Origin of the sequence: Acidimicrobium ferrooxidans DSM 10331 (assembly GCF_000023265.1) — a bacterium.
Lineage (GTDB): Bacteria > Actinomycetota > Acidimicrobiia > Acidimicrobiales > Acidimicrobiaceae > Acidimicrobium > Acidimicrobium ferrooxidans.
Genome location: NC_013124.1, coordinates 722,085 through 741,006, shown reverse-complemented (window position 1 = coordinate 741,006; position 18,922 = coordinate 722,085). Strand labels below are relative to the sequence as shown.

General features: G+C 68.5%; 14 protein-coding genes. 6 read left to right on the top strand and 8 right to left on the bottom strand.

Going from position 1 to position 18,922, the window contains the following annotated elements; translation table 11 throughout:
- Positions 1 to 40: 40 nt before the first annotated feature.
- The 3 genes from AFER_RS03755 to moeB are packed head-to-tail and all read left to right on the top strand — an operon-like array spanning position 41 to position 3,643.
- Positions 41 to 1,807, top strand: a complete 1,767-nt coding sequence (locus AFER_RS03755; protein WP_015798169.1) for an acetyl/propionyl/methylcrotonyl-CoA carboxylase subunit alpha — start codon at positions 41 to 43, stop codon at positions 1,805 to 1,807.
- Positions 1,808 to 1,811: 4 nt separating this feature from the next.
- On the top strand, positions 1,812 to 2,474 hold the full coding sequence (locus AFER_RS10850) for a nitroreductase family protein (RefSeq protein WP_015798168.1): 663 nt from the start codon (positions 1,812 to 1,814) through the stop codon (positions 2,472 to 2,474).
- Positions 2,475 to 2,476: 2 nt separating this feature from the next.
- Positions 2,477 to 3,643: a molybdopterin-synthase adenylyltransferase MoeB gene (moeB, locus tag AFER_RS03745; protein ID WP_015798167.1), complete on the top strand. Its 1,167-nt coding sequence runs from the start codon at positions 2,477 to 2,479 to the stop codon at positions 3,641 to 3,643.
- 39 nt (positions 3,644 to 3,682) lie between these two features.
- Here moeB and AFER_RS03740 read toward each other — a convergent pair whose 3' ends face one another.
- Positions 3,683 to 3,988 carry a 4a-hydroxytetrahydrobiopterin dehydratase gene (locus AFER_RS03740; protein ID WP_015798166.1) on the bottom strand — a complete coding sequence of 102 codons (306 nt, stop codon included), beginning with the start codon at positions 3,986 to 3,988 and terminating at the stop codon, positions 3,683 to 3,685.
- A gap of 168 nt (positions 3,989 to 4,156) precedes the next feature.
- Here AFER_RS03740 and AFER_RS03735 point away from each other — a divergent pair, with 168 nt between their 5' ends.
- Both AFER_RS03735 and AFER_RS03730 read left to right on the top strand, forming a co-directional pair.
- On the top strand, positions 4,157 to 5,737 hold the full coding sequence (locus AFER_RS03735; RefSeq protein WP_015798165.1) for an acyl-CoA mutase large subunit family protein: 1,581 nt from the start codon (positions 4,157 to 4,159) through the stop codon (positions 5,735 to 5,737).
- Positions 5,738 to 5,871: 134 nt separating this feature from the next.
- Positions 5,872 to 6,456: a hypothetical protein gene (locus tag AFER_RS03730; protein ID WP_015798164.1), complete on the top strand. Its 585-nt coding sequence runs from the start codon at positions 5,872 to 5,874 to the stop codon at positions 6,454 to 6,456.
- Here the strand turns inward: AFER_RS03730 and AFER_RS03725 are convergent.
- Positions 6,404 to 7,771 carry a leucyl aminopeptidase gene (locus AFER_RS03725; protein WP_015798163.1) on the bottom strand — a complete coding sequence of 456 codons (1,368 nt, stop codon included), beginning with the start codon at positions 7,769 to 7,771 and terminating at the stop codon, positions 6,404 to 6,406. The genes AFER_RS03730 and AFER_RS03725 overlap by 53 nt on opposite strands.
- A gap of 81 nt (positions 7,772 to 7,852) precedes the next feature.
- Positions 7,853 to 11,308 (bottom strand): methionine synthase, encoded by a 3,456-nt coding sequence (gene metH / locus AFER_RS03720; RefSeq protein WP_015798162.1) that lies wholly within the window; start codon positions 11,306 to 11,308, stop codon positions 7,853 to 7,855.
- Between the two features lie 34 nt (positions 11,309 to 11,342).
- Between metH and AFER_RS03715 the strand changes: the two genes are divergently transcribed.
- Positions 11,343 to 11,912: a cob(I)yrinic acid a,c-diamide adenosyltransferase gene (locus AFER_RS03715; RefSeq protein ID WP_015798161.1), complete on the top strand. Its 570-nt coding sequence runs from the start codon at positions 11,343 to 11,345 to the stop codon at positions 11,910 to 11,912.
- An 11-nt stretch (positions 11,913 to 11,923) separates the two neighbouring features.
- Here the strand turns inward: AFER_RS03715 and AFER_RS03710 are convergent, their stop codons facing one another.
- The 5 genes from AFER_RS03710 to lpdA all read right to left on the bottom strand — a co-directional run bounded on the left by AFER_RS03710 (position 11,924) and on the right by lpdA (position 18,884).
- Positions 11,924 to 13,102, bottom strand: coding sequence for a S1C family serine protease (locus AFER_RS03710; protein WP_015798160.1), 1,179 nt, complete (start codon positions 13,100 to 13,102; stop codon positions 11,924 to 11,926).
- A gap of 65 nt (positions 13,103 to 13,167) precedes the next feature.
- Positions 13,168 to 14,289: an aminopeptidase P family protein gene (locus tag AFER_RS03705; protein ID WP_015798159.1), complete on the bottom strand. Its 1,122-nt coding sequence runs from the start codon at positions 14,287 to 14,289 to the stop codon at positions 13,168 to 13,170.
- Positions 14,286 to 15,908, bottom strand: a complete 1,623-nt coding sequence (lipA, locus tag AFER_RS03700) for a lipoyl synthase (RefSeq protein WP_245526015.1) — start codon at positions 15,906 to 15,908, stop codon at positions 14,286 to 14,288. The genes AFER_RS03705 and lipA overlap by 4 nt, the downstream gene beginning before the upstream one ends.
- The gene (locus tag AFER_RS03695; RefSeq protein ID WP_015798157.1) at positions 15,890 to 17,512 is read right to left on the bottom strand and encodes a dihydrolipoamide acetyltransferase family protein; all 1,623 of its coding nucleotides are present in this window, start codon (positions 17,510 to 17,512) and stop codon (positions 15,890 to 15,892) included. Before AFER_RS03695 ends, lipA begins: the two co-directional genes overlap by 19 nt.
- The gene (gene lpdA, locus AFER_RS03690) at positions 17,505 to 18,884 is read right to left on the bottom strand and encodes a dihydrolipoyl dehydrogenase (RefSeq protein ID WP_015798156.1); all 1,380 of its coding nucleotides are present in this window, start codon (positions 18,882 to 18,884) and stop codon (positions 17,505 to 17,507) included. Before lpdA ends, AFER_RS03695 begins: the two co-directional genes overlap by 8 nt.
- Positions 18,885 to 18,922: the final 38 nt, after the last annotated feature.

The window sequence follows — 18,922 nt, the reverse complement described above, 5'->3', positions numbered from 1 at the left end:
TGGCGGAGCCCTGAGCGCGGGGCGAGCAAAAGGAGGGCGCGTGTTTTCATCGCTGCTGGTCGCGAACCGAGGTGAAATCGCGGTTCGGGTGATCCGCACCGCCAAGGAGCTCGGACTGCGAACCATCGCGGTGTACTCCGACGCCGATCGCGATGCACTCCACGTGCGCATGGCCGACGAGGCCTGGGCGCTCGGCGGGCTCACCAGCCAAGAGAGCTACCTCAATACGACCAAGCTCCTCGAGATCATCGAGCGCTCCGGCGCCGAAGCCGTCCACCCCGGCTATGGCTTCTTCTCCGAGAACGCCGACTTCGCCCGAGCGATCACCCAGGCCGGTGTCACGTTCGTCGGCCCACCCCCCGACGCGATCGAGGTCATGGGAGACAAGATCTCGTCCCGACGAGCCGCCGAAGCCGCTGGCGTCGCCGGCGTCCCCGGCCTCACCCACCCGGTGGACGATCCCGAAGAGGTCGTGGCCTTCGGCGACGAGCATGGCTGGCCCGTCGCGATCAAGGCTGCCTATGGCGGCGGTGGGCGAGGCATGCGCGTCGTCACCCGCCCCGACGAGGCGGCCGAGGCCCTCGCCTCCGCACGGCGCGAGGCACGCAGCGCGTTCGGACGTGACGAGTGCTACCTCGAGCGCTACCTCGCCTGGCCTCGCCATATCGAGATGCAGGTCATCGCGGACGACCACGGCTCGGTCCTGTGGCTGAGCGAACGCGACTGCTCCGCGCAACGACGCCACCAGAAGCTGATCGAGGAGACACCTGCACCGCACTTCCCCGACGAGACCCGGCGCGCGATGGGCGAGGCTGCGTGCGCCGTGGCGCGCGCCTGCGGGTATCGCAACGCCGGTACCGTCGAGTTCCTCTACCAAGACGGCGCGTTCTACTTCCTCGAGATGAACACGCGCCTGCAGGTCGAACATCCGATCACCGAACTCGTGACGGGTCTCGACCTCGTCGAGCTCCAGCTTCGGGTCGCCGCCGGCGAGCCCCTCGGCTTCTCCCAGCACGACGTCGTGCGGCGCGGACACGCCATCGAGGTGCGGATCAACGCCGAGGACCCCGCCGGTGGCCGCTTCATGCCGACCCCTGGCACCATCACCCGCTTCGACCGGCCCGACGGACCAGGGGTGCGCGTGGACGCTGGCTACGACACCGGCGACACGGTCTCGCAGTACTACGACAACCTGGTCGCCAAGCTCATCGTCCACGCCGCCGATCGAGACCACGCCATCGCTCGTGCGATCCGAGCGCTCGGAGAGCTCCGCATCGAGGGCGTCGCCACGACCACACCGGCCGACGTCGCCATCTTGGACCACCCCGACTTTCGCGCAGGAACCCACTCGACCCGTTGGGTGGAAGAACGCCTCGACCTGGGCGGCGTGGCCCCCGTCGCGACCGCATCCCAGGACGCTCACGAGCTCGTGCCCACCCCGGTCATCGCCGAGGTGAACGGCAAGCGTGTCGCCGTCACGCTCTATCTCGACGCCGCAGCACCGAGTGCGCCTGCTCCGCGCACGCCGAATGCACCGAGCCGACCTCAGCGAAGCTCATCGGCCAGAGCCGGTGCCCGAGCAGCACAGACGGGCTCCGGCGAGGTGAGCGTCCCGATGCAGGGCACCGTGGTGAAGGTCCCGGTCTCCCCAGGGCAACAGGTCGACGCTGGTGAGGTCGTCATCGTGCTCGAGGCGATGAAGATGGAGAACGCCATCTTGGCCGAGCGCGCCGGTACCGTCCGCGAAGTGCGCGTCAACCCCGGCGACACCGTCGGCACGGGCGACATCGTCGTCGTGATCGAGTAGCACCGTGGAGGCGCTCGCTGCGATTCGGCGGCGACGGATGCGCCGAGCGCTCACTGCCGATCCGATCGACGACGCGACGCTCGCGGCCATCGTCGACGCCGGGCTGCGAGCGCCGTCCGCCGGCTTCACACAGGCCGTCACCATCGCGATCGCGCGCGAACCGGAGAGCCGCGCCCGGATCCTCGCAGCACTCACGACGCCGGGGTGGCTGGCCGCGCGTCCCGAGATGCGAGGACTCGAACGCGCACCGGCCCTGCTCCTCGTCACCGTCGACCCCGCGGCCTACGCCGAACGCTACGGTGCCCCCGACAAGCGCGCCGCCGGACTCTGGAGCCTGGAACGATGGCCCATCCCCTACTGGTGGGTCGACGCTGGCGCCACACTGGAAGCGATCCTCGTCGCCGCGACCGCGCTCGACATTGGGGCAGCCGTCATCGGCACCTTTCGAGGCGAGGAGGTGCTGCGCGACCTCGCCGGACTCGCTCAGACGAGCCGCATCGTCATCACGGTCGCGCTCGGCCACCCCCTTCCCGAGCCAGTGCACGGCTCACCGTCGAGGCGAGGGCGCCTCGACCCCCGCGACCGCGTCGTGCCGCTCGACCTCCAGGCGCAGCGCCTCGTGCCGATGCTCCGTAAGCTACAGGGCGGACGGTCCGGAGGTGCGTAGGGGTGGCAGGCTTTCGCGATCTGCTGTTTCAGACCAAGGCCTCGGTACACGAGGTCACGACGGACGAGGCTGCTCGCCTCCAACGCGAGGGTTGGGCACTCCTCGACGTTCGTGAACAGGACGAATACGAGCAAGGCGCGATCGCCGGGGCGGTGTTCATCCCTCGCGGGAACCTGGAGCTCGTGGTCGAGTCCAAACTCCCCGACAAGTCGACGCCGATCGTCGTCTACTGCGCGGGCGGCGTACGCTCGGCGTTCGCCGCGAGGACGCTCGGCGATCTCGGCTACGAGCGCGTGGTCTCCATGGCGGGAGGCTTCAATCGCTGGAAGGACGAGGGACGGGCCTGGTCGACGCCCCGGACACTCACCCCTGAGCAGCGAAGCCGCTACCATCGCCACTTGCTGCTCCCGGAGGTCTCCGAAGCTGGTCAGCTGCGCCTACTCGAAGCGCGCGTCCTTCTCCTCGGTGCGGGCGGCCTGTCCTCCCCGGCTGCCCTCTACCTTGCGGCGGCAGGTGTGGGCACGATCGGGATCGTCGACATGGACGTCGTCGACGCCTCGAACCTCCAACGCCAAGTGCTCCACACCCTCGATCGCGTCGGCATGGCCAAGGTGGACTCCGCCGAAGCCGCGATCGCACAGCTGAACCCGGACGTCCGCGTGGTCAAGCATCCGGTGCGCCTCGATGCCGACAACGTCCTCGAGATCCTGTCGGGCTACGACGTCGTCGTCGACGGCACCGACAACTTCCCGACCCGCTACCTCGTCAACGACGCCTCCCTCAAGCTCAAGATCCCGGTCGTCCACGGGTCGATCTTCCGCTTCGAGGGGCAGGTCACCGTCTTTTCGCCCTACGACGGGCCCTGCTACCGGTGCCTCATCCCCGAGCCACCACCGGCCGAGCTCGCGCCGTCGTGCGCGGAGGCCGGCGTGCTCGGCGTGCTCCCGGGCATCGTGGGGTCAATCCAGGCCCTGGAGGCGATCAAGCTCATCCTCGGCCTTGGTGACACCCTCGCAGGCCGCCTCCTCACCTTCGACGCCCTCGCGGAGACCTTCCACAGCTACCGCCTCCACCGCGATCCGGCGTGTCCGGCTTGTAGCCTCGACCCCGCACAGATCACCATCGCCGCCTACGACGATCTATGCCTGCCCCACCCCGTGCGCCCCTAGCCTCACCGGCGGCCTCCTCCAGCTCGGGGTGGCTGGTTGCTACGCGTCTCGAGGCGTGAGCCCCAACCGTCGAGCAAGCTCCGTGATCGCACGCGCAAGTGCGACGTCGCGGTCCGTCAAACCGCCCGTCTCGTAGGTGGTGGTCGCCACCTCGACCGAGCCGAAGCGGATGGTGACGTCCGGATGGTGTCCGAGGGCGTCAGCGATATGGGCAACGTCCTCGAGCAACCTCACGCCGGTCGCGAAGTCACCGGTCGCGAACCGACACACGGCAACGTGCCCACGAACCTCCCACGCGCTCAACGTGGGCACCGCCGTGAACTGCTCGGCACTCAGCTGCTCCACGCAACGCTCCTCCCGTGGCATCACGATCGTTCGTCGCGCCCAACGCTCACGCGCCAAGCGGCCTTCACCGTCGCGCTGTCCTCGCACCAGCCTACGCGCTCGCTCGAGCGCTCGACGAGGACGCCGGGTCGCCGTGGCGCGAGGACCAGACGTCGGTAGGATGAGCCCGTGGCCGACGACGAGCGTCTCACCTCCTCACACATCCCGATCCGACGCGTCTATCGACCCGAGGACCTCGCCGACCTCGACTACGACCGGGACCTGGGCGACCCAGGAACCTTCCCCTTCACCCGAGGCATCCACGCGGGGATGTACCGCGATCGCCCATGGACGATGCGCCAGTATGCCGGCTTCGGCACCGCGGAGGCAACGAACGAGCGCTTCAAGTTCCTCCTCGAGGCTGGCCAAACGGGTCTCTCCGTCGCCTTCGACCTCCCCACCCAGATGGGCTACGATGCTGATCACCCGCGCGCGCACGGCGAGGTAGGGCGCGTCGGCGTCGCCATCTCGACCATCGACGACATGCGCCGCCTCTTCGCGGACATCCCCCTCGAGCGGGTGACGACCTCGATGACCATCAACGCGACCGCCTCAGTTCTCTTGCTGCTCTACGAACTCGTTGCCGAAGAGCAAGGGGTCGCACCGGAGCACCTCCGAGGCACCATCCAGAACGACATCTTGAAGGAGTACGTCGCCCGCGGCACCTACATCTTCCCACCTCGACCATCGATGCGGCTCGTCACCGACACCTTCGCCTACTGCGCCGATCGCCTGCCCCAGTGGAACACGATCTCGATCTCCGGCTACCACATCCGCGAGGCGGGCGCGTCGGCGGCCCAAGAGATCGCGTTCACCATCGCCAACGGGATCGCCTACGTCGACGCGGCGCTCGCCGCCGGCCTCGACGTCGACACCTTCGCGCCGCGGCTCTCCTTCTTCTGGAACGCTCACACCAACCTCTTCGAGGAGATCGCCAAGTTCCGAGCCGCTCGACGTATCTGGGCTCACATCATGCGCGAACGCTTCGGCGCGAGGTCCGAGCGGAGCTGGCTGATGCGCTTCCACACGCAAACCGCAGGATCGGCCCTCACAGCCCAGCAGCCAGAGGTCAACATCGTCCGGGTCACCCTCCAGGCACTCTCCGCCGTGCTCGGGGGAACCCAGAGCCTGCACACCAACGGCTTCGACGAGGCGCTCGGCCTTCCGACCGAACACGCCGCCAAGTTGGCACTGCGCACCCAACAGGTGCTCGCCCACGAGATCGGCGCGACCGACACGGTGGATCCGCTCGCCGGCTCGTACTACGTCGAGGCCCTGACCGATGCGGTCGAGGCCAGTGCACGCCACCTCATCGACGAGATCGATGCGCGCGGTGGCGCGGTCGCCGCGATCGAACAGCAGTGGATGCAGGAGGAGATCGAACGCTCCGCCTACGAGGCCGCCACCGCCATCGACGAGGGTCGGACCATCATCGTCGGCGTGAACCGCTACCGCGAACCAGAGCCAGAAGCCCCCGAGGTCTTCCCCATCGACCCGGCCTTCCAGCGCGACCAAGCCGCGCGGGTCCAACGGTGGCGTCGTCACCGCGACGCCGAGGCGCTCGCTGGCACCCTCGATGACCTGGCCGCCACCGCCCGCGGCACCGGAAACCTGCTCTATCCCATGCGAGCTGCACTCCGCGCTGGTGCGACCCTCGGCGAGGTCGCCGACACCCTACGAGGAGTCTTCGGCGAGTACGACGGCTCGTAGGGACGGACATCGCTTGACATGAAACGTCATAGCTGACATACTGGAGTGCGCGCCACACGGCGCAAGGCGGAACAGGACGTTCCGATCCGCGCTCGGGCTAGGGAGGCCCGAGCCCGCATCATGGAGGATGGCCCATGGCACAGCTCGATCCAGCACTCACCATCGACCGGTGGCACACGCATGAGCCCGGCTGGAGCCCCCGCTCCGACGAGGTCGAACTTCTGTGGCTGCCCCTCATCGGGCCGACCGCCCTCGCTCTCCTGCGCCGACTCGACGCGCTCAGCGAGCACGGACCCGCGCTCGTACGGCTCGACGACCTCGGCGCGAGCCTCGGCCTCCGTTCGCACGACACCGGCCTGCGCTCGATCGTGCGCGCCATCGAGCGCCTCGCGACCTTCGAACTGGCTCGCGTCGTCGAACGAAACCGGCTCGAGATCCGTTCCCCCGTGCCGCATCTGAGCGCGCGTCAGCGTCGTGCGCTCCCCGCATCACTGCGCCTCGTCGACGCCTGGCACCCGAGCGCCTCGGAGGTCGCCAACGCGCAGCGACGCGAAGCGAGGCTCCGCCAGCTCACCGCGACCCTGCTCGGCCTGGGCGCGAGCGAGGCCGAGGTCTCGGCACGCCTCGTTCGCCAGGGCTATACGGTCGAGGCGGTGACCCGGGCCGTCAACGAGCAGCGTCGTCGAGCGTCGGTCCGCACAGCCAGCGCGTCAAGGTGAGGACCCCGAAACCGGTCGCACCCTCGCGCACCCACCCTCGGTCGCCATCGGCGCGCGCCGGACCGGCGATGTCGAGGTGTGCCCACGGAACCGACCCGACGAAGCGCTTGAGCAGCAACGCGGCCGCGATGGCCCCAGCCTTGCCAGGCTTGCCCATGTTCTTCACGTCGGCGACGCTGCTCTTGATGTGTGCCTCGTAGCGTGACGGCAGCGGCAGTTCCCAGAGGGGTTCGTCCTCGCGGTCACCGGCTGCGCGCAACGCACCGATGAGATTCGGATCCGAACCCATGATGCCCGCGACCTCGTCGCCGAGGGCGACGACGCACGCGCCCGTCAAGGTCGCCAGATCGACGATGGCGCTCGCGCCGTCCTCCACCGCGAGCGCCAGTCCGTCGGCGAGCACCAAGCGGCCCTCGGCATCGGTGTTGAGCACTTCGATCGTGGTCCCCGAGCGCGTGACGAGCACGTCACCGGGCTTTTGCGCGCTGCCCGAAGGGAGGTTCTCCGTGAGCATCAGGTACGCACGCACCTCACGCGTACAGCCGAGCTCACCGAGGACGGACATGGCCGCGAGAATCGCGGCCGCGCCCGCCATGTCCGTCTTCATGGACATCATGCCGTCGGCGCTCTTGAGGCTGAGACCGCCCGAGTCGAAGGTAATACCCTTGCCGACCAACGCAACCGGCTCACCGGTGGGCGCCCCGGGCCGATAGACGAGGTGCACGACCCGCGGCTCCTCGACGGACCCTCGTGCAACACCGAGGAGCCCGCCAAGGCCCTCAGCCTCGCAGGCCGCACGGTCCCAGACGCGCACCTCGAGACCCGCCGCATCGGCCACCTGCTCGGCGAGCTGTGCGAAGACCGTCGGCGTCATCCTCGAGGGCGGCTCGTTGACGAGATCGCGTGCCAACGCCACCGCCTCCGCTCGACTCCTCGCCCGCTGGAGCGCCGCACGCGCGACGTCACCCATCACGACGACCTCGGTGGGCCAGGTCTGAGCCGGCGCCGAGGCGTGTCGATACCGATCGAACCGGTAGCTCGCGAGCAGCGCGCCGAGGGCGAACTCCTCGGCAACGATCGCGTCGTGCGACCCCAGATCGACGCTGACGTCGGTCGCGTGGCGGTCGGCGGCGAGCGCCACGACATCGGCCCCGGCTCCCCGCGCGCCGTGGTCGAGGTCGTAGCCCCTGACCCACCAGAGTTCGTCACCGACGATCTCGGTGCGCCAGGCGTCCTCACGCTCGCTCGCTGCGTCGAGTCGAACCCGCAGCCCGCGAGCCTCGACACCACTCACCACGTTCGTCGTCACACCCATGCGGGGCTCCCTCTCGTCTCGTCACCGTGAACGTTCGTTGGCCCCACGTTAGGCGTCATGCGCCCCTCGGCGATCCGCTCGCTAGGCGACGAAGTACTTCGCTTGAGGATGGTGAACGATGATCGCGGTCGTGGTCTGCTCGGGCTCCAGTTGGAAGGTGTCCGACACGCTGACCCCGATACGACCGGCATCGAGCAGATCGACGACCGTCCGGTTGTCCTCGAGGTCCGGACAGGCTGGGTAGCCCCAGCTGTAGCGACTCCCACGGTACTGCTGACGAAAGAGCCCCGCGAGCGTCGGGCCGTCCTCGTCGCCAAAGCCCCACTCCGCTCGGATCCTGGCATGCCAGTACTCGGCGAGCGCCTCGGTGAGCTCGACTCCGAGCCCGTGGAGGAGGAGGTACTCCTGGTACCGATTCTCGTCGAACGCCCGCTTGGCGACCTCCGTGATCCGCGGACCCATGGTCACCACGTGGAAGGCGACGTAGTCGATCTCGGGCCCCGCGAGCGGCCGGAAGAAGTCCGCGATACAGAGGTACGGCTCCTGCTCTTGGCGAGGGAAACGGAATCGAGCGAGTTCGTGCTCACGCGCCTCGTCCGCGAACACCACGAGGTCGTTACCCTCGGAAGCCGCGACGAAGTAGCCGTAGACGACCTGGGGCACCAGGCTCTGGTCCACGAGCGCACGGTCGAGCTGACGGCGCAGCTCCGCGCGCAAGCGCTGCTTGAAGGCCGCGTCGTCCTCATCGCCTTCGGGTCGATACCCCCACTGGTGACGAAACAGCGCGGTCTCGTTCACGTAGGCCGCGATGTCGTCCAGCGCGATCCCCTTCACGACTCTCGTGCCGAGGAACGGTGGACGGAAGATCGGGTTGTCCATCGCGACCGTCGGCGATCGCTCGGTGCGCTCACTCGTCGAGCGTCGCAGGAGCCGCGGCGTCCTCGTGCTCGACTGCCGGATCGAACGCCCGAACTCGGGATCGTCGAGCTCGCCACGACGGATGCGCCCCAACCGCTCGAGCACATCGAGCCCCTCGAACGCGTCCTTGCCGTAGAAGACCCGACCGTCGTACACCTGGCGCAGGTCCCGCTCGACGAAGGTACGGGTCAGCGCGGCGCCACCGAGGATGACCGGCAGGTGGGCCATTCCTCGTTCGTTCATCTCGACCAGGTTGTCGCGCATCACGAGGGTCGACTTGACGAGCAGTCCGCTCATGCCGATCGCATCGGCATGGTGCTCTTCGGCGGCCGCCAGCATCTCCGACAAGGCGACCTTGATGCCGAGGTTCACCACGCGATAGCCGTTGTTGGTGAGAATGATGTCGACCAGGTTCTTGCCGATGTCGTGCACGTCCCCTTGGACGGTCGCGAGCACGACGGTGCCTCGATCGTTCACCGATGCGCGATCGAGGTAGGGCTCGAGCCATGCAACCGCCTGCTTCATCGTCTCGGCCGAGGCGAGCACGAACGGAAGCTGCATCTGGCCCGACCCGAACAGGTCGCCGACCTCGGCCATCGCCGGGAGCAGCACGTCGTTGATCACGCCGAGCGCGCTCATGCCCTCGCCGAGCGCGGCGGCCAGGTCATCCTCGAGGCCCTGACGATTGGCGTCGACGATGCGCCGGTGCAGCCGTTCCGGCACGGAGAGGGCCTCGAGCTCCTCGCCCGTGACCGCGACCGCCTGGACGTCCGCGAAGCGCTCGATCAGGCGGGCAAGCGGGTCGCCCTGGCCGCGGCGATCGTAGATGAGGTCGAGGCAGATCGCGCGCACATCCTCAGGGATGCGAGCGAGCGGCTGGATCCGCGAGGGGTGCAAGATGGCCATACTCAGGCCGGCTGCCTGGCATTCGGCGAGGAACACGCTGTTGAGCGCTTCACGAGCAGCCGCATTGATACCGAAGGAGACGTTCGACAACCCGACCAGCGTCGAGACGCCGGGCATCTCGGCGGTGATGCGCCGCAGGGCCTCGATGGTTTCGAGCGCGTCACGTCGTGACTCCTCCATCCCGGTCGTCACCGGGAGGACGAGTGGATCGATGATGATGTCGTCGGTGGCCAAGCCGTAGCGTTCGACCGCGAGTGCAACGATCCGCTTGGCGATCTCGACCTTGCGCGCCGCGGTACGCGCCTGGCCTTCCTCGTCGATGCAGGTCGCAACCACCGCCGCACCGTAGTCCTTCGCGAGGCGCAAGAAGGAGTCGAACCGGGTATTGGACCCCTCACCCTCCTCGAGGTTGACCGAGTTGATGATCGGCCTGCCGCCGAGGTGCCGGAGCGCGGTCTCCACCACCGCCGCTTCGGTCGAGTCGATCATGATCGGCAACGTGGACGCGGTCGCGAGGCGGCTCGAGAGCTCCTCCATGGCGACGGTGCCGTCCTCGCCGGTGTAGTCGACGCAGAGGTCGATCATGTGAGCGCCGTCGCGAACCTGATCCTGCGCCATGCGCACACAGGTGTCCCAGTCGCGAGCGAGCATGGCGTCGCGGAAGCGGCGAGAGCCGTTGGCGTTGGTGCGCTCACCCACCGCAGTGATGGCGAGGTCTTGTCGCAGCTCGACCGCCTGGTAGAGCGACGCCACCTGTGCCCGTGGCGTCGGATGGCGCTCTCTCGGGACCGCCTCACCGACGGCCTCGACGACGGCCCGCAGGTGCTCGGGCCGCGTGCCACAGCAGCCACCGACGATCCCGACCCCGAGTTCGTCGACGAAGCGACGGTGCGCCGCCGCCAGGGCGTCCGGGGTCAGGTCGTAGTGCATGTGACCGTCGACGACGTGGGGCATGCCCGCGTTCGGCAGGCACGAGATCGGCACGCGCTGATGCTCCGAGAGATACCGAAGGTGCTCGCCCATCTCCTCGGGACCGGTCGCGCAGTTGATGCCGATCGCGACCGGGTCGAGACGCTCCAGCGCGGCGAGTGCCGCACCAACCTCCGTGCCAGGCAGCATCCGACCGGTGGTCTCGATCGTCACCTGCACCTGGACCGGGACCGAGCGGCCCAGTCGGCGCATGGCTCGACGGGCGCCGATCACCGCCGCCTTGGCAGAGAGCAGGTCGTAGACCGTCTCCACGAGCAGGAGATCGACACCTCCCGCGATCAGGCCCTCGGCCTGCACCTCGTAGGCGTCTCGCAGGTCCTCGAAGGGGATCTGGCCGAGCGAGGGCAGCTTCGTCCCCGGCCCCATCGAGCCCGCCACGAAGCGAGGATGATCGGGCGTCGCATAGCCAGAGGCGACGTCTCGAGCGAGCTGGGCCGCTCGAAGGTTGAGCTCGTAGGCACGCTCGGCGATACCGTACTCGGCCAGGACCGGCGCCAAGGCGCCGAACGTGTCGGTCTCGACGACGTCGACACCGACGGCGAGGAACGAGTCGTGCACCGCGGCCACCGCCTCGGGCCTCGTCACGACGAGGATCTCGTTGCAACCCTCGAGCGCGGGACCCCCAAAGTCGTCGGCGCCGAGGCCGGCCAGCTGCAGGTTGGTGCCCATCGCGCCGTCGAACACGACGACACGCTCACGCAGCAGCTCCTCGTAGGTCCTCACGACAACTAGGCTACCGGGACCGGGGAGGTGGATCGTGGAGGGTGCAGCACGACGCCGGACGCCGATCTACACGCGTCGCGGCGATGGCGGCACGACCGGCATGCTCTATGGCGGTCGACTGCCGAAGGATCACCCGCAAGTGGAGCTCAACGGAGCCGTCGACGAGACCCAAGCCCAGCTCGGGGTCGTCAGGGCCAGTGCAGCCGTCGACCTCGCGACCATCTGTCTCGATCTGGAACGCGACCTGTGGGTCCTCATGGCCGAAGTCGCCACGCTGCCCGAGCACCGAAGCAAGCTCGTCCCGGGTGAAACCCTCGTGACGAAGGCGATGGTCGAGCGGCTCGAGCGGCTCATCGACGACGTCAGTGAACGCTTCGAGCCGATTCGAGACTTCGTCGTTCCCGGTGGAACCCCGACCGCGGCAGCGCTCGACGTCGCCCGAACCGTCTGTCGGCGCGCGGAGCGCCTCGCGGTCCGCTTCGTCGCATCGGCGCCCAGCTCGCACGTCGGCGCGTACTTGAACCGACTCTCCGACGCCCTCTGGACGCTCGCTCGCTGGCAGGAAGGGATGCACCTGCGGGCCAAAGACGTCGGCGTCGAGTAGCGTGCGACGAGTCAGCTCGCCGGGCGAGTCCCGAGCGTCACGGTGACCGTTCGCTCAGACGACGACGTCCAGTACGAGAGCGATACCTGGTCGCCGGGGTGCAACGTCTCCTCGATCGCGCCGAGCGCTGCCGCCGAAGTCACCTTGTGTCCATCGAAGGCGACGATCACGTCGCCGGCGCTCAGTCCAGCCTGCGCCGCAGCGGTGCCAGGGAGGACGGACACGACGACCGCCCCCTGCGAGACCGGGAGCCCGAACTGAGCCGCGAGCGCCGAGGAGTCATCTTCGACCTCGACGCCGAGGAAGGCGCCAGGGGCTCCCGACGTGCCGCCATGCTCGAGGACCGGGAGCTCCGCGATGAGCTCCGAGGACGGGATCGCAAAGCCGATGTTCTCCGCCTGGGTACCGTCCGACGTCGTGCCCGCAGCCGCGGTGTTCATGCCCACCACGTCCCCAGCCGAGTCGACGAGCGGACCTCCTGAGTTCCCCGGATTGATGGCGGCATCGGTCTGGATCATGTCGTCGAGCGTCTCGGTCTGGCCGGTGGTCGGGATCGACGCCGTCACGACCCGTCCGAGGGCCGAGACGATCCCACTCGTGACCGTCGGCGAACCCGCCTGCAGGCCGAGCGCATTGCCGATCGCGATCACCGCATCGCCTGGGACCAGTGCAGCCGAGTCACCGAAGGTCACGGTGTGGAGGTGGGCCGGCGGATGGTCGATCCGCAAGAGCGCGAGGTCGTGCGACGGAATCGTGCCCACGATGGTGGCCGGCAACGCCGTGTGCGTTCCGTCCAGCGTGACGGCGACCGAGGTCGCGCCCGCGATGACGTGATTGTTGGTGAGGACGAGGCCGCTCGTCGAGACGATCATCCCGGTCCCGGCGGACTTGAACTCCGCCCCCGTCTGACCGCCACCGAGGCCGAACGGGCCGCCGTTCGTCACGCCGATGAGATCGCCAGTGGCATCGATCGAGACGACCTCTGGCAAGACCGACGACACGATGGCAGGAATCGATACGCCGCCGGCCAGCGCTGGCCCCGGCTTGAGCTGGGACACCGGCGTATCGAGGTGGACGGTCGGGGGAAAGAGGCGCGTGGCAACGACCGCGCCGGCACCGCCCGCCACCACCGCGACCACGACGACGACGCCCAGCGCCGTTGCACGCCGGGAGAGACTGCGTTGTGCCATGGCTGCCAGCCTATCGAGCGCACACCTGCTCGACGGGGGCCACCGCGACGCACGTGGCGGCCGACTCAGCGCGCCTCGAGCACCGTCCGCTGCGTGCTCGAGCGATTCAGCCGCTCGACCCCATGTTCCGTCAGGACGACGATGTCCTCGATTCGCACGCCGAAGTTCCCGGGGAGATACACCCCCGGCTCGATCGAGAAGGCGTCACCGACCTCGAGCGTCGTCGTGGCCCCAGGAGCGAGGAACGGGTCCTCGTGTTCCTCGAGCCCGATGCCGTGGCCGAGCCGATGAACGAACCACTCGGCATATCCCGCCTCCACGAGCGTCTCTCTCGCGATGCGATCCACCTCACCAGCTACGATCCCGGGCACGATCGCGGCGATCGCTGCGTCGTGCGCGCCTAACACGGCGTCGTAGACCGACGCGAACCCATCCGGGGCCGTCCCGACGGCAAACGTCCTGGTGGTGTCCGAGCAGTAGCCCGGCTCGCCGTCGACCTCGAACGTGCCGCCGAAGTCGCACACCACGACGTCGCCGATCTCGATGCGCCGTGCGCCGGGCTCGTGGTGTGGGGATGCGCCGTTCGGCCCCGACGCCACGATCGAGAAGTTGGCACGTGCATGCCCAGCCGCGATCAGCCGCTCGGCGATGTCGCGCGACACCTCACGCTCCGTCCTTCCGACCAGCGCGATCTCGCCCGCCAGGAGCGCCGTGGCGACGTGGTCGGCTGCCGTCCCCGCTGCTCGCAACGCCGCGACCTCGTCGGGGTCCTTGCGCCGCCGCAGCGGTCCGATCAGGGCACCAGCCGGCTCGAACCGACAGCCGGGCCGCAGACGCTGCAGCTCGAGGAGCCATCCCGCGCGCCCGCGCTCCCCGATCGCGATGCGCCCCGTCGGTGGGAGCAGAGCTGCCACGAGCTCGAACGGATCTTGCCCGTCGCTCCAGGCGACGAGGTCGATCCCGTCGCGATGACGCACCCGCGGCTCCTCGAGTCGCGGCACCACGAGGACCGCCGTGCCATCGGCACGCACGACCAGGGCCGTGATGCGCTCGAGCGGCATCGCTTCGTAGCCGATCAGCCACGGCATCTCCGGTCCGATGGTCACGATCGCCGCATCCACGCCGTTGCGGACGAGCTCGCCGACGAGCGCCGCACGTCGTTCCGGGTAGCGCTCGACCAGGCTCACGCGCGCTCCGCAAGGACCTGCGCGGCGTCCGATCCGCGCTTGGCGTGGTACGACGAGCGTGCGAGCGGCGAGGCTTCGACGAAGCGGAACCCGAGTTCGGTGGCGTAGTCCCGGATCATGTCGAACTCCTCGGGATGCCAGTACCGAGCGACCGGCGCGTGCCACTGCGTCGGACGGAGGTACTGTCCCACGGTCAGGATCGAGACCCCTGCGGCGGCGAGATCCCCCATCGCCTCACGGAGTTCGTCGAACGACTCGCCAAGCCCCACCATCAGGCCGGACTTCGTGACGAATCCGGCTCGCTGCGCTCGGGACAACACCGCGAGACTGCGGGCATAGTGCGCACTTGGCCGCACGGCCCGCTGCAGACGAAGCACCGTCTCGAGGTTGTGATTGAGCACATCGGGACCAGCCTCGAGCACGGTGTCGAGCGCCGCCGCCGAGCCCTTGAAGTCCGGGATCAGCACCTCGACTCGCGTGGTGGGACGCGCCAGTTTGATCGCCCGGATCGTTCGCGCAAAAGCCTCGGCACCGCCGTCGGCCAGGTCGTCACGAGCGACGGCCGTGACGACCGCGAACTCGAGGTCGAGGGCGGCCACCGCAGCAGCCACCCGATCGGGCTCGCCGGGGTCGAGCGGCAGCGGATGGCTCGTGTCGACCAGACAGAACGTGCACGCACGCGTACAACGCTCGCCGTTGATCATGAAGGTCGCTGTCCCATCCTTCCAGCACTCCGAGAGGTTGGGGCACCCCGCCTCCTCGCAGACGGTGACGAGCGACAGTTGGCCGACGAGACGCTTGAGTTCGAGGACCTCGCTCCCATGACGGACACGTGGTCGAACCCAGGCCGGCTTGCGCGCATGGAACGGAACCGCTTCGCCGAGCGAGACGCCGGCCCGTTGCAAGCGCCGCTCGACCGGCGAGGTGGCCGACTCGGACGACGCCGGCTGGGCGACCGGCCAGTCGACACCGGCACTTCGGGCTTCGAGTCCGAACGTCACTGCAAAGCGTCGGGCAAAGACCCGCGCGACGTCCTCCACACTCACCCTGACGCCCTCGGCGGCCATCGACGTGACCGGCTTGTCGGGGATTCCGCAGGGGACGATATGGCCGAACATCCCAAGGTCCGTCGTGACGTTCAGCGCGATGCCGTGGAGTGAACGACCCCGCGTGAGTTTCACGCCGATCGCCGCGATCTTGCGCGGTGCCGCGGCGTCGACCCACACGCCCGGGTAGCCGTCCAACGCGAACGCAGCGAGCTGGAACTCGGCCAAGGTCTCGATCAGCACCTGCTCGAGTCGATGGACGTAGCGCGGCGTCGAGTCGGGCTCGACCGGCACGTCGACGATGGGGTAGGCAACGAGCTGACCGGGTCCGTGGTAGGTGACGTCACCACCCCGATCGGTCCACACGAGCCGTGCTCCGACATCGGCAGGGTCCACCAGCACGTGCTCGCGCTTCGCGCGCACCCCCATCGTGTAGGTGTGCGGATGCTCGAGGAGCAGCAACCACGACCCCGTTCCCTCGTGCAGGCGGTGCTGGAGCTCGAGGGCGTCGTCGTAATCGGTTCGCCCGAGCCACCGGACGCGCAGGGTGTCGCTCACAGCTCCTGCTCCCACGCCGTCTGCTCGATCACCTGCTTTGCCTTCGCAAGGAACGCCGCCGCATAGGCGCCGTCGATCGCCCGATGGTCGAAGTTGACCGTGAGCAGCCCCACCGAGTGGATCGCAATGGACTCCGCTCCATGGGCATCCGTGACCACCACGGGCCGACGGGTGATCCCGTCGGTCGCGAGGATCGCAACCTGAGGCTGGTTGATGATCGCCCCGGTCATGAAGGTCCCGAACGGACCCGGGTTCGTGATCGTGAACGTGCCATTGGCGATGTCGTCGGCGCTCAGCTTGCGGCTGCGCGCTCGGGCAGCGAGGTCGTGGATCGCGCGAGCGATACCGCGCAATCTGATGGCGTCGGCCCCATGGATCACTGGGGCGATCAACCCCTCGAGGTTGAGATCCACCGCGATCGCGATGTTGATGTCCCGATGCACAACGAGGGCGTCACCGAGCACCGAGGCGTTGATGTTGGGGTAGGCGCGAATCGCCTCGACGGAGGCTCGCACCACGAACGGCAGGTACGTGAGCGAAAAACCCTCGTCGCGAGCGAACGACTCACGCACACGTCGCCGGACCTGCTCGACACCCTCGAAGTCGACCTCGATCGACATGAGCGTATGAGCGGAGGTGGCCTTGGAGCGGATCATGTGCTCGGCGGTACGGCGTCGAATGTTCGTGAACGGCACGACGTAATCACGTTCGCTCGGCTCCATGGCCGACACGGGGACGACCTGCTGGGCACGGTTGCTCGGTGTCGGTTCCTGGCTCGGCGACCAGAGCTCAGGCGCCGACGCGGCCGTCGGCTGCGGCGCTGCCTCACGGGCGACCGAGGGGGCCGGCTCGTTGGCGACCGAGGGGGCCGGCTCGCTCGTGGCCGGTGGAGCCGATCCCGCAGCCGACCGGGCCCGCTCGTCGAGGGCGCGCAGGACGTCGCCTCGTGTGATCCGTCCGCCGACGCCGGTCCCGTGGAGGTCTCGCGGGTCGAGGCCGTTGTCGATGATGAGACGACGAACGACCGGCGAGAGCAGGAGGCCATCGAGGTCTCGTTCGGGACCGCTGCCGGCGGCGACGCCGTTGGCCTCGACCGTGCTCGGCGACGGCGACACGGGCGCTGATGGAGCAGGAGGCGTGCTCGGGGCTGGCTGCGAACTGGTGCTCGTTGCCATCGCGACCGGCGCGGGCTGGGGCGCTGGTGCGGGCTGGGGCACTGGTGCAGCCTGTGGCGCCGGAGCGGGCTGGGGCGCCGACGCGGGCTGTGGCGCCGGAGCGGGCTGGGGCGCCGACGCGGGCTGTGGCGCCGACGCGGGCTGTGGCGCCGGAGCGGCCTGTGCGGCTGGAGGCGTCGAGGGCCCCGATGATGCCGACGCAGCCGACGCCGCGGCTTCGATGCGGCACAGGACCGTCCCCACGTCCACGGTCTCACCGTCGGGGACGAGGATCTCGGTGACGACCCCGGAGACGGGCGAAGGGACCTCGGAATCCACCTTGTCGGTCGAGACCTCGAAGATCGGCTGGTCGATCTCGACGGTGTCACCCACCTTGATCAGCCACTTCGTGATCGTCCCCTCGGTGACGGTTTCGCCAAGTTGAGGAAGCGTGACATCAGCCAACGTGCAGACTCCTTCCAGTCAGTGCGAGGACAGTCTCGCCGAACGCTTCGGACAAGGTCGGGTGGGGCTGCAAGAACGCAGCGACCTCCTCCGCCGAGGCCTCCCAGTTGACCGCCAAGTAGCCGGGCGACAGGAGCTCCGTTGCCCAGGGGCCAACGATGTGGACGCCGAGAAGCTGGTGGGTCGCTCGGTCCGCTACCACCTTGACCATCCCATCGGTCTCGCCGAGGATTCGGGCGCGCGAGTTACCACCAAGCGGGTCCTTCTTGACGATCACGTCACGCCCCTGGGCCCGGGCCTGCTCCTCCGTGAGACCCGCGAAGGCGATCTCCGGATGGGTATAGATGCACCAGGGCACCTTGTCGTACTCGACCGACGGGGAGATCTCGCCCAAGATGGACTTGACGACCGCAACCCCCTCGGCAAAGCCGACGTGGGCCAGCTGTGGCGTCGCGATCGCATCACCGATGGCGTACACCCCCGCTTCGGAGGTCCGATACTGGTCATCAACCTTGATAAACCCTCGCTCGTCGAGGCCCACACCACTCGCAGGGTCGATGACCCCGTCGGTGTTGGGACGACGTCCGACCGCCACCACGACCTGCTCGGCCTCGACCTGCGTCCCATCGGCGAGTCGAACCACCGCACCCGAACCGGTCCGGTCGAGGCCGCTGACGCCGACTCCGGTCCGCACCGTAACCCCGCGACGCCGAAAGCTCCGGAGCAGTATACCGACGAGATCCGGGTCCACACCGGGCAGGACCTGCGGGAGTGCCTCGACCACCGTGACCTTGGTGCCGAGATCGGCCATCATGGAGGCGAATTCGCAGCCGATCACGCCTCCGCCGATGATGACCACGCTGTCAGGCAGCTTGGTCAGCGAGAGCACCTCGTCCGAGGTCAGGACGACCTCACCATCGACGTCGAAGCCCGGGATGGTCCTTGGAACCGATCCCGGCGCAAGGATCACCGTTTCGCCGACGAGCCGCTCGCCGCCGACCTCGATGACCCCGCCGCCACGATAGACACCGCGCCCTTCGACGATGGTGTTGCCGCGAGAACGCATGAGTCCCGTGAGCCCACCGGTCAGCTTGGCGACGACGTCCTGCTTGCGTGCCTGCGCCGTCGCGAAATCGAGGCCCGTATACGTGGCACCGATACCGAACGCTCCCGCCGCTTCGATCGTGCGCCGAACGGTCGCTGTCTCGAGAAACTCCTTGGCCGGCACGCACCCTCGCTGTAAGCACGTACCGCCCACGCGATCTTGTTCCACGATGGCGATGCTGAGGCCAGCCGATCCCCCGTAGAGCGCCGCAGCGTAGCCCGCTGGACCTGCACCGAGGATGACGACGTCGTAGGTCGAGTCACTCACCGTTCGTTCCACTCCTTCCGATACAGGTTTCTACCAGG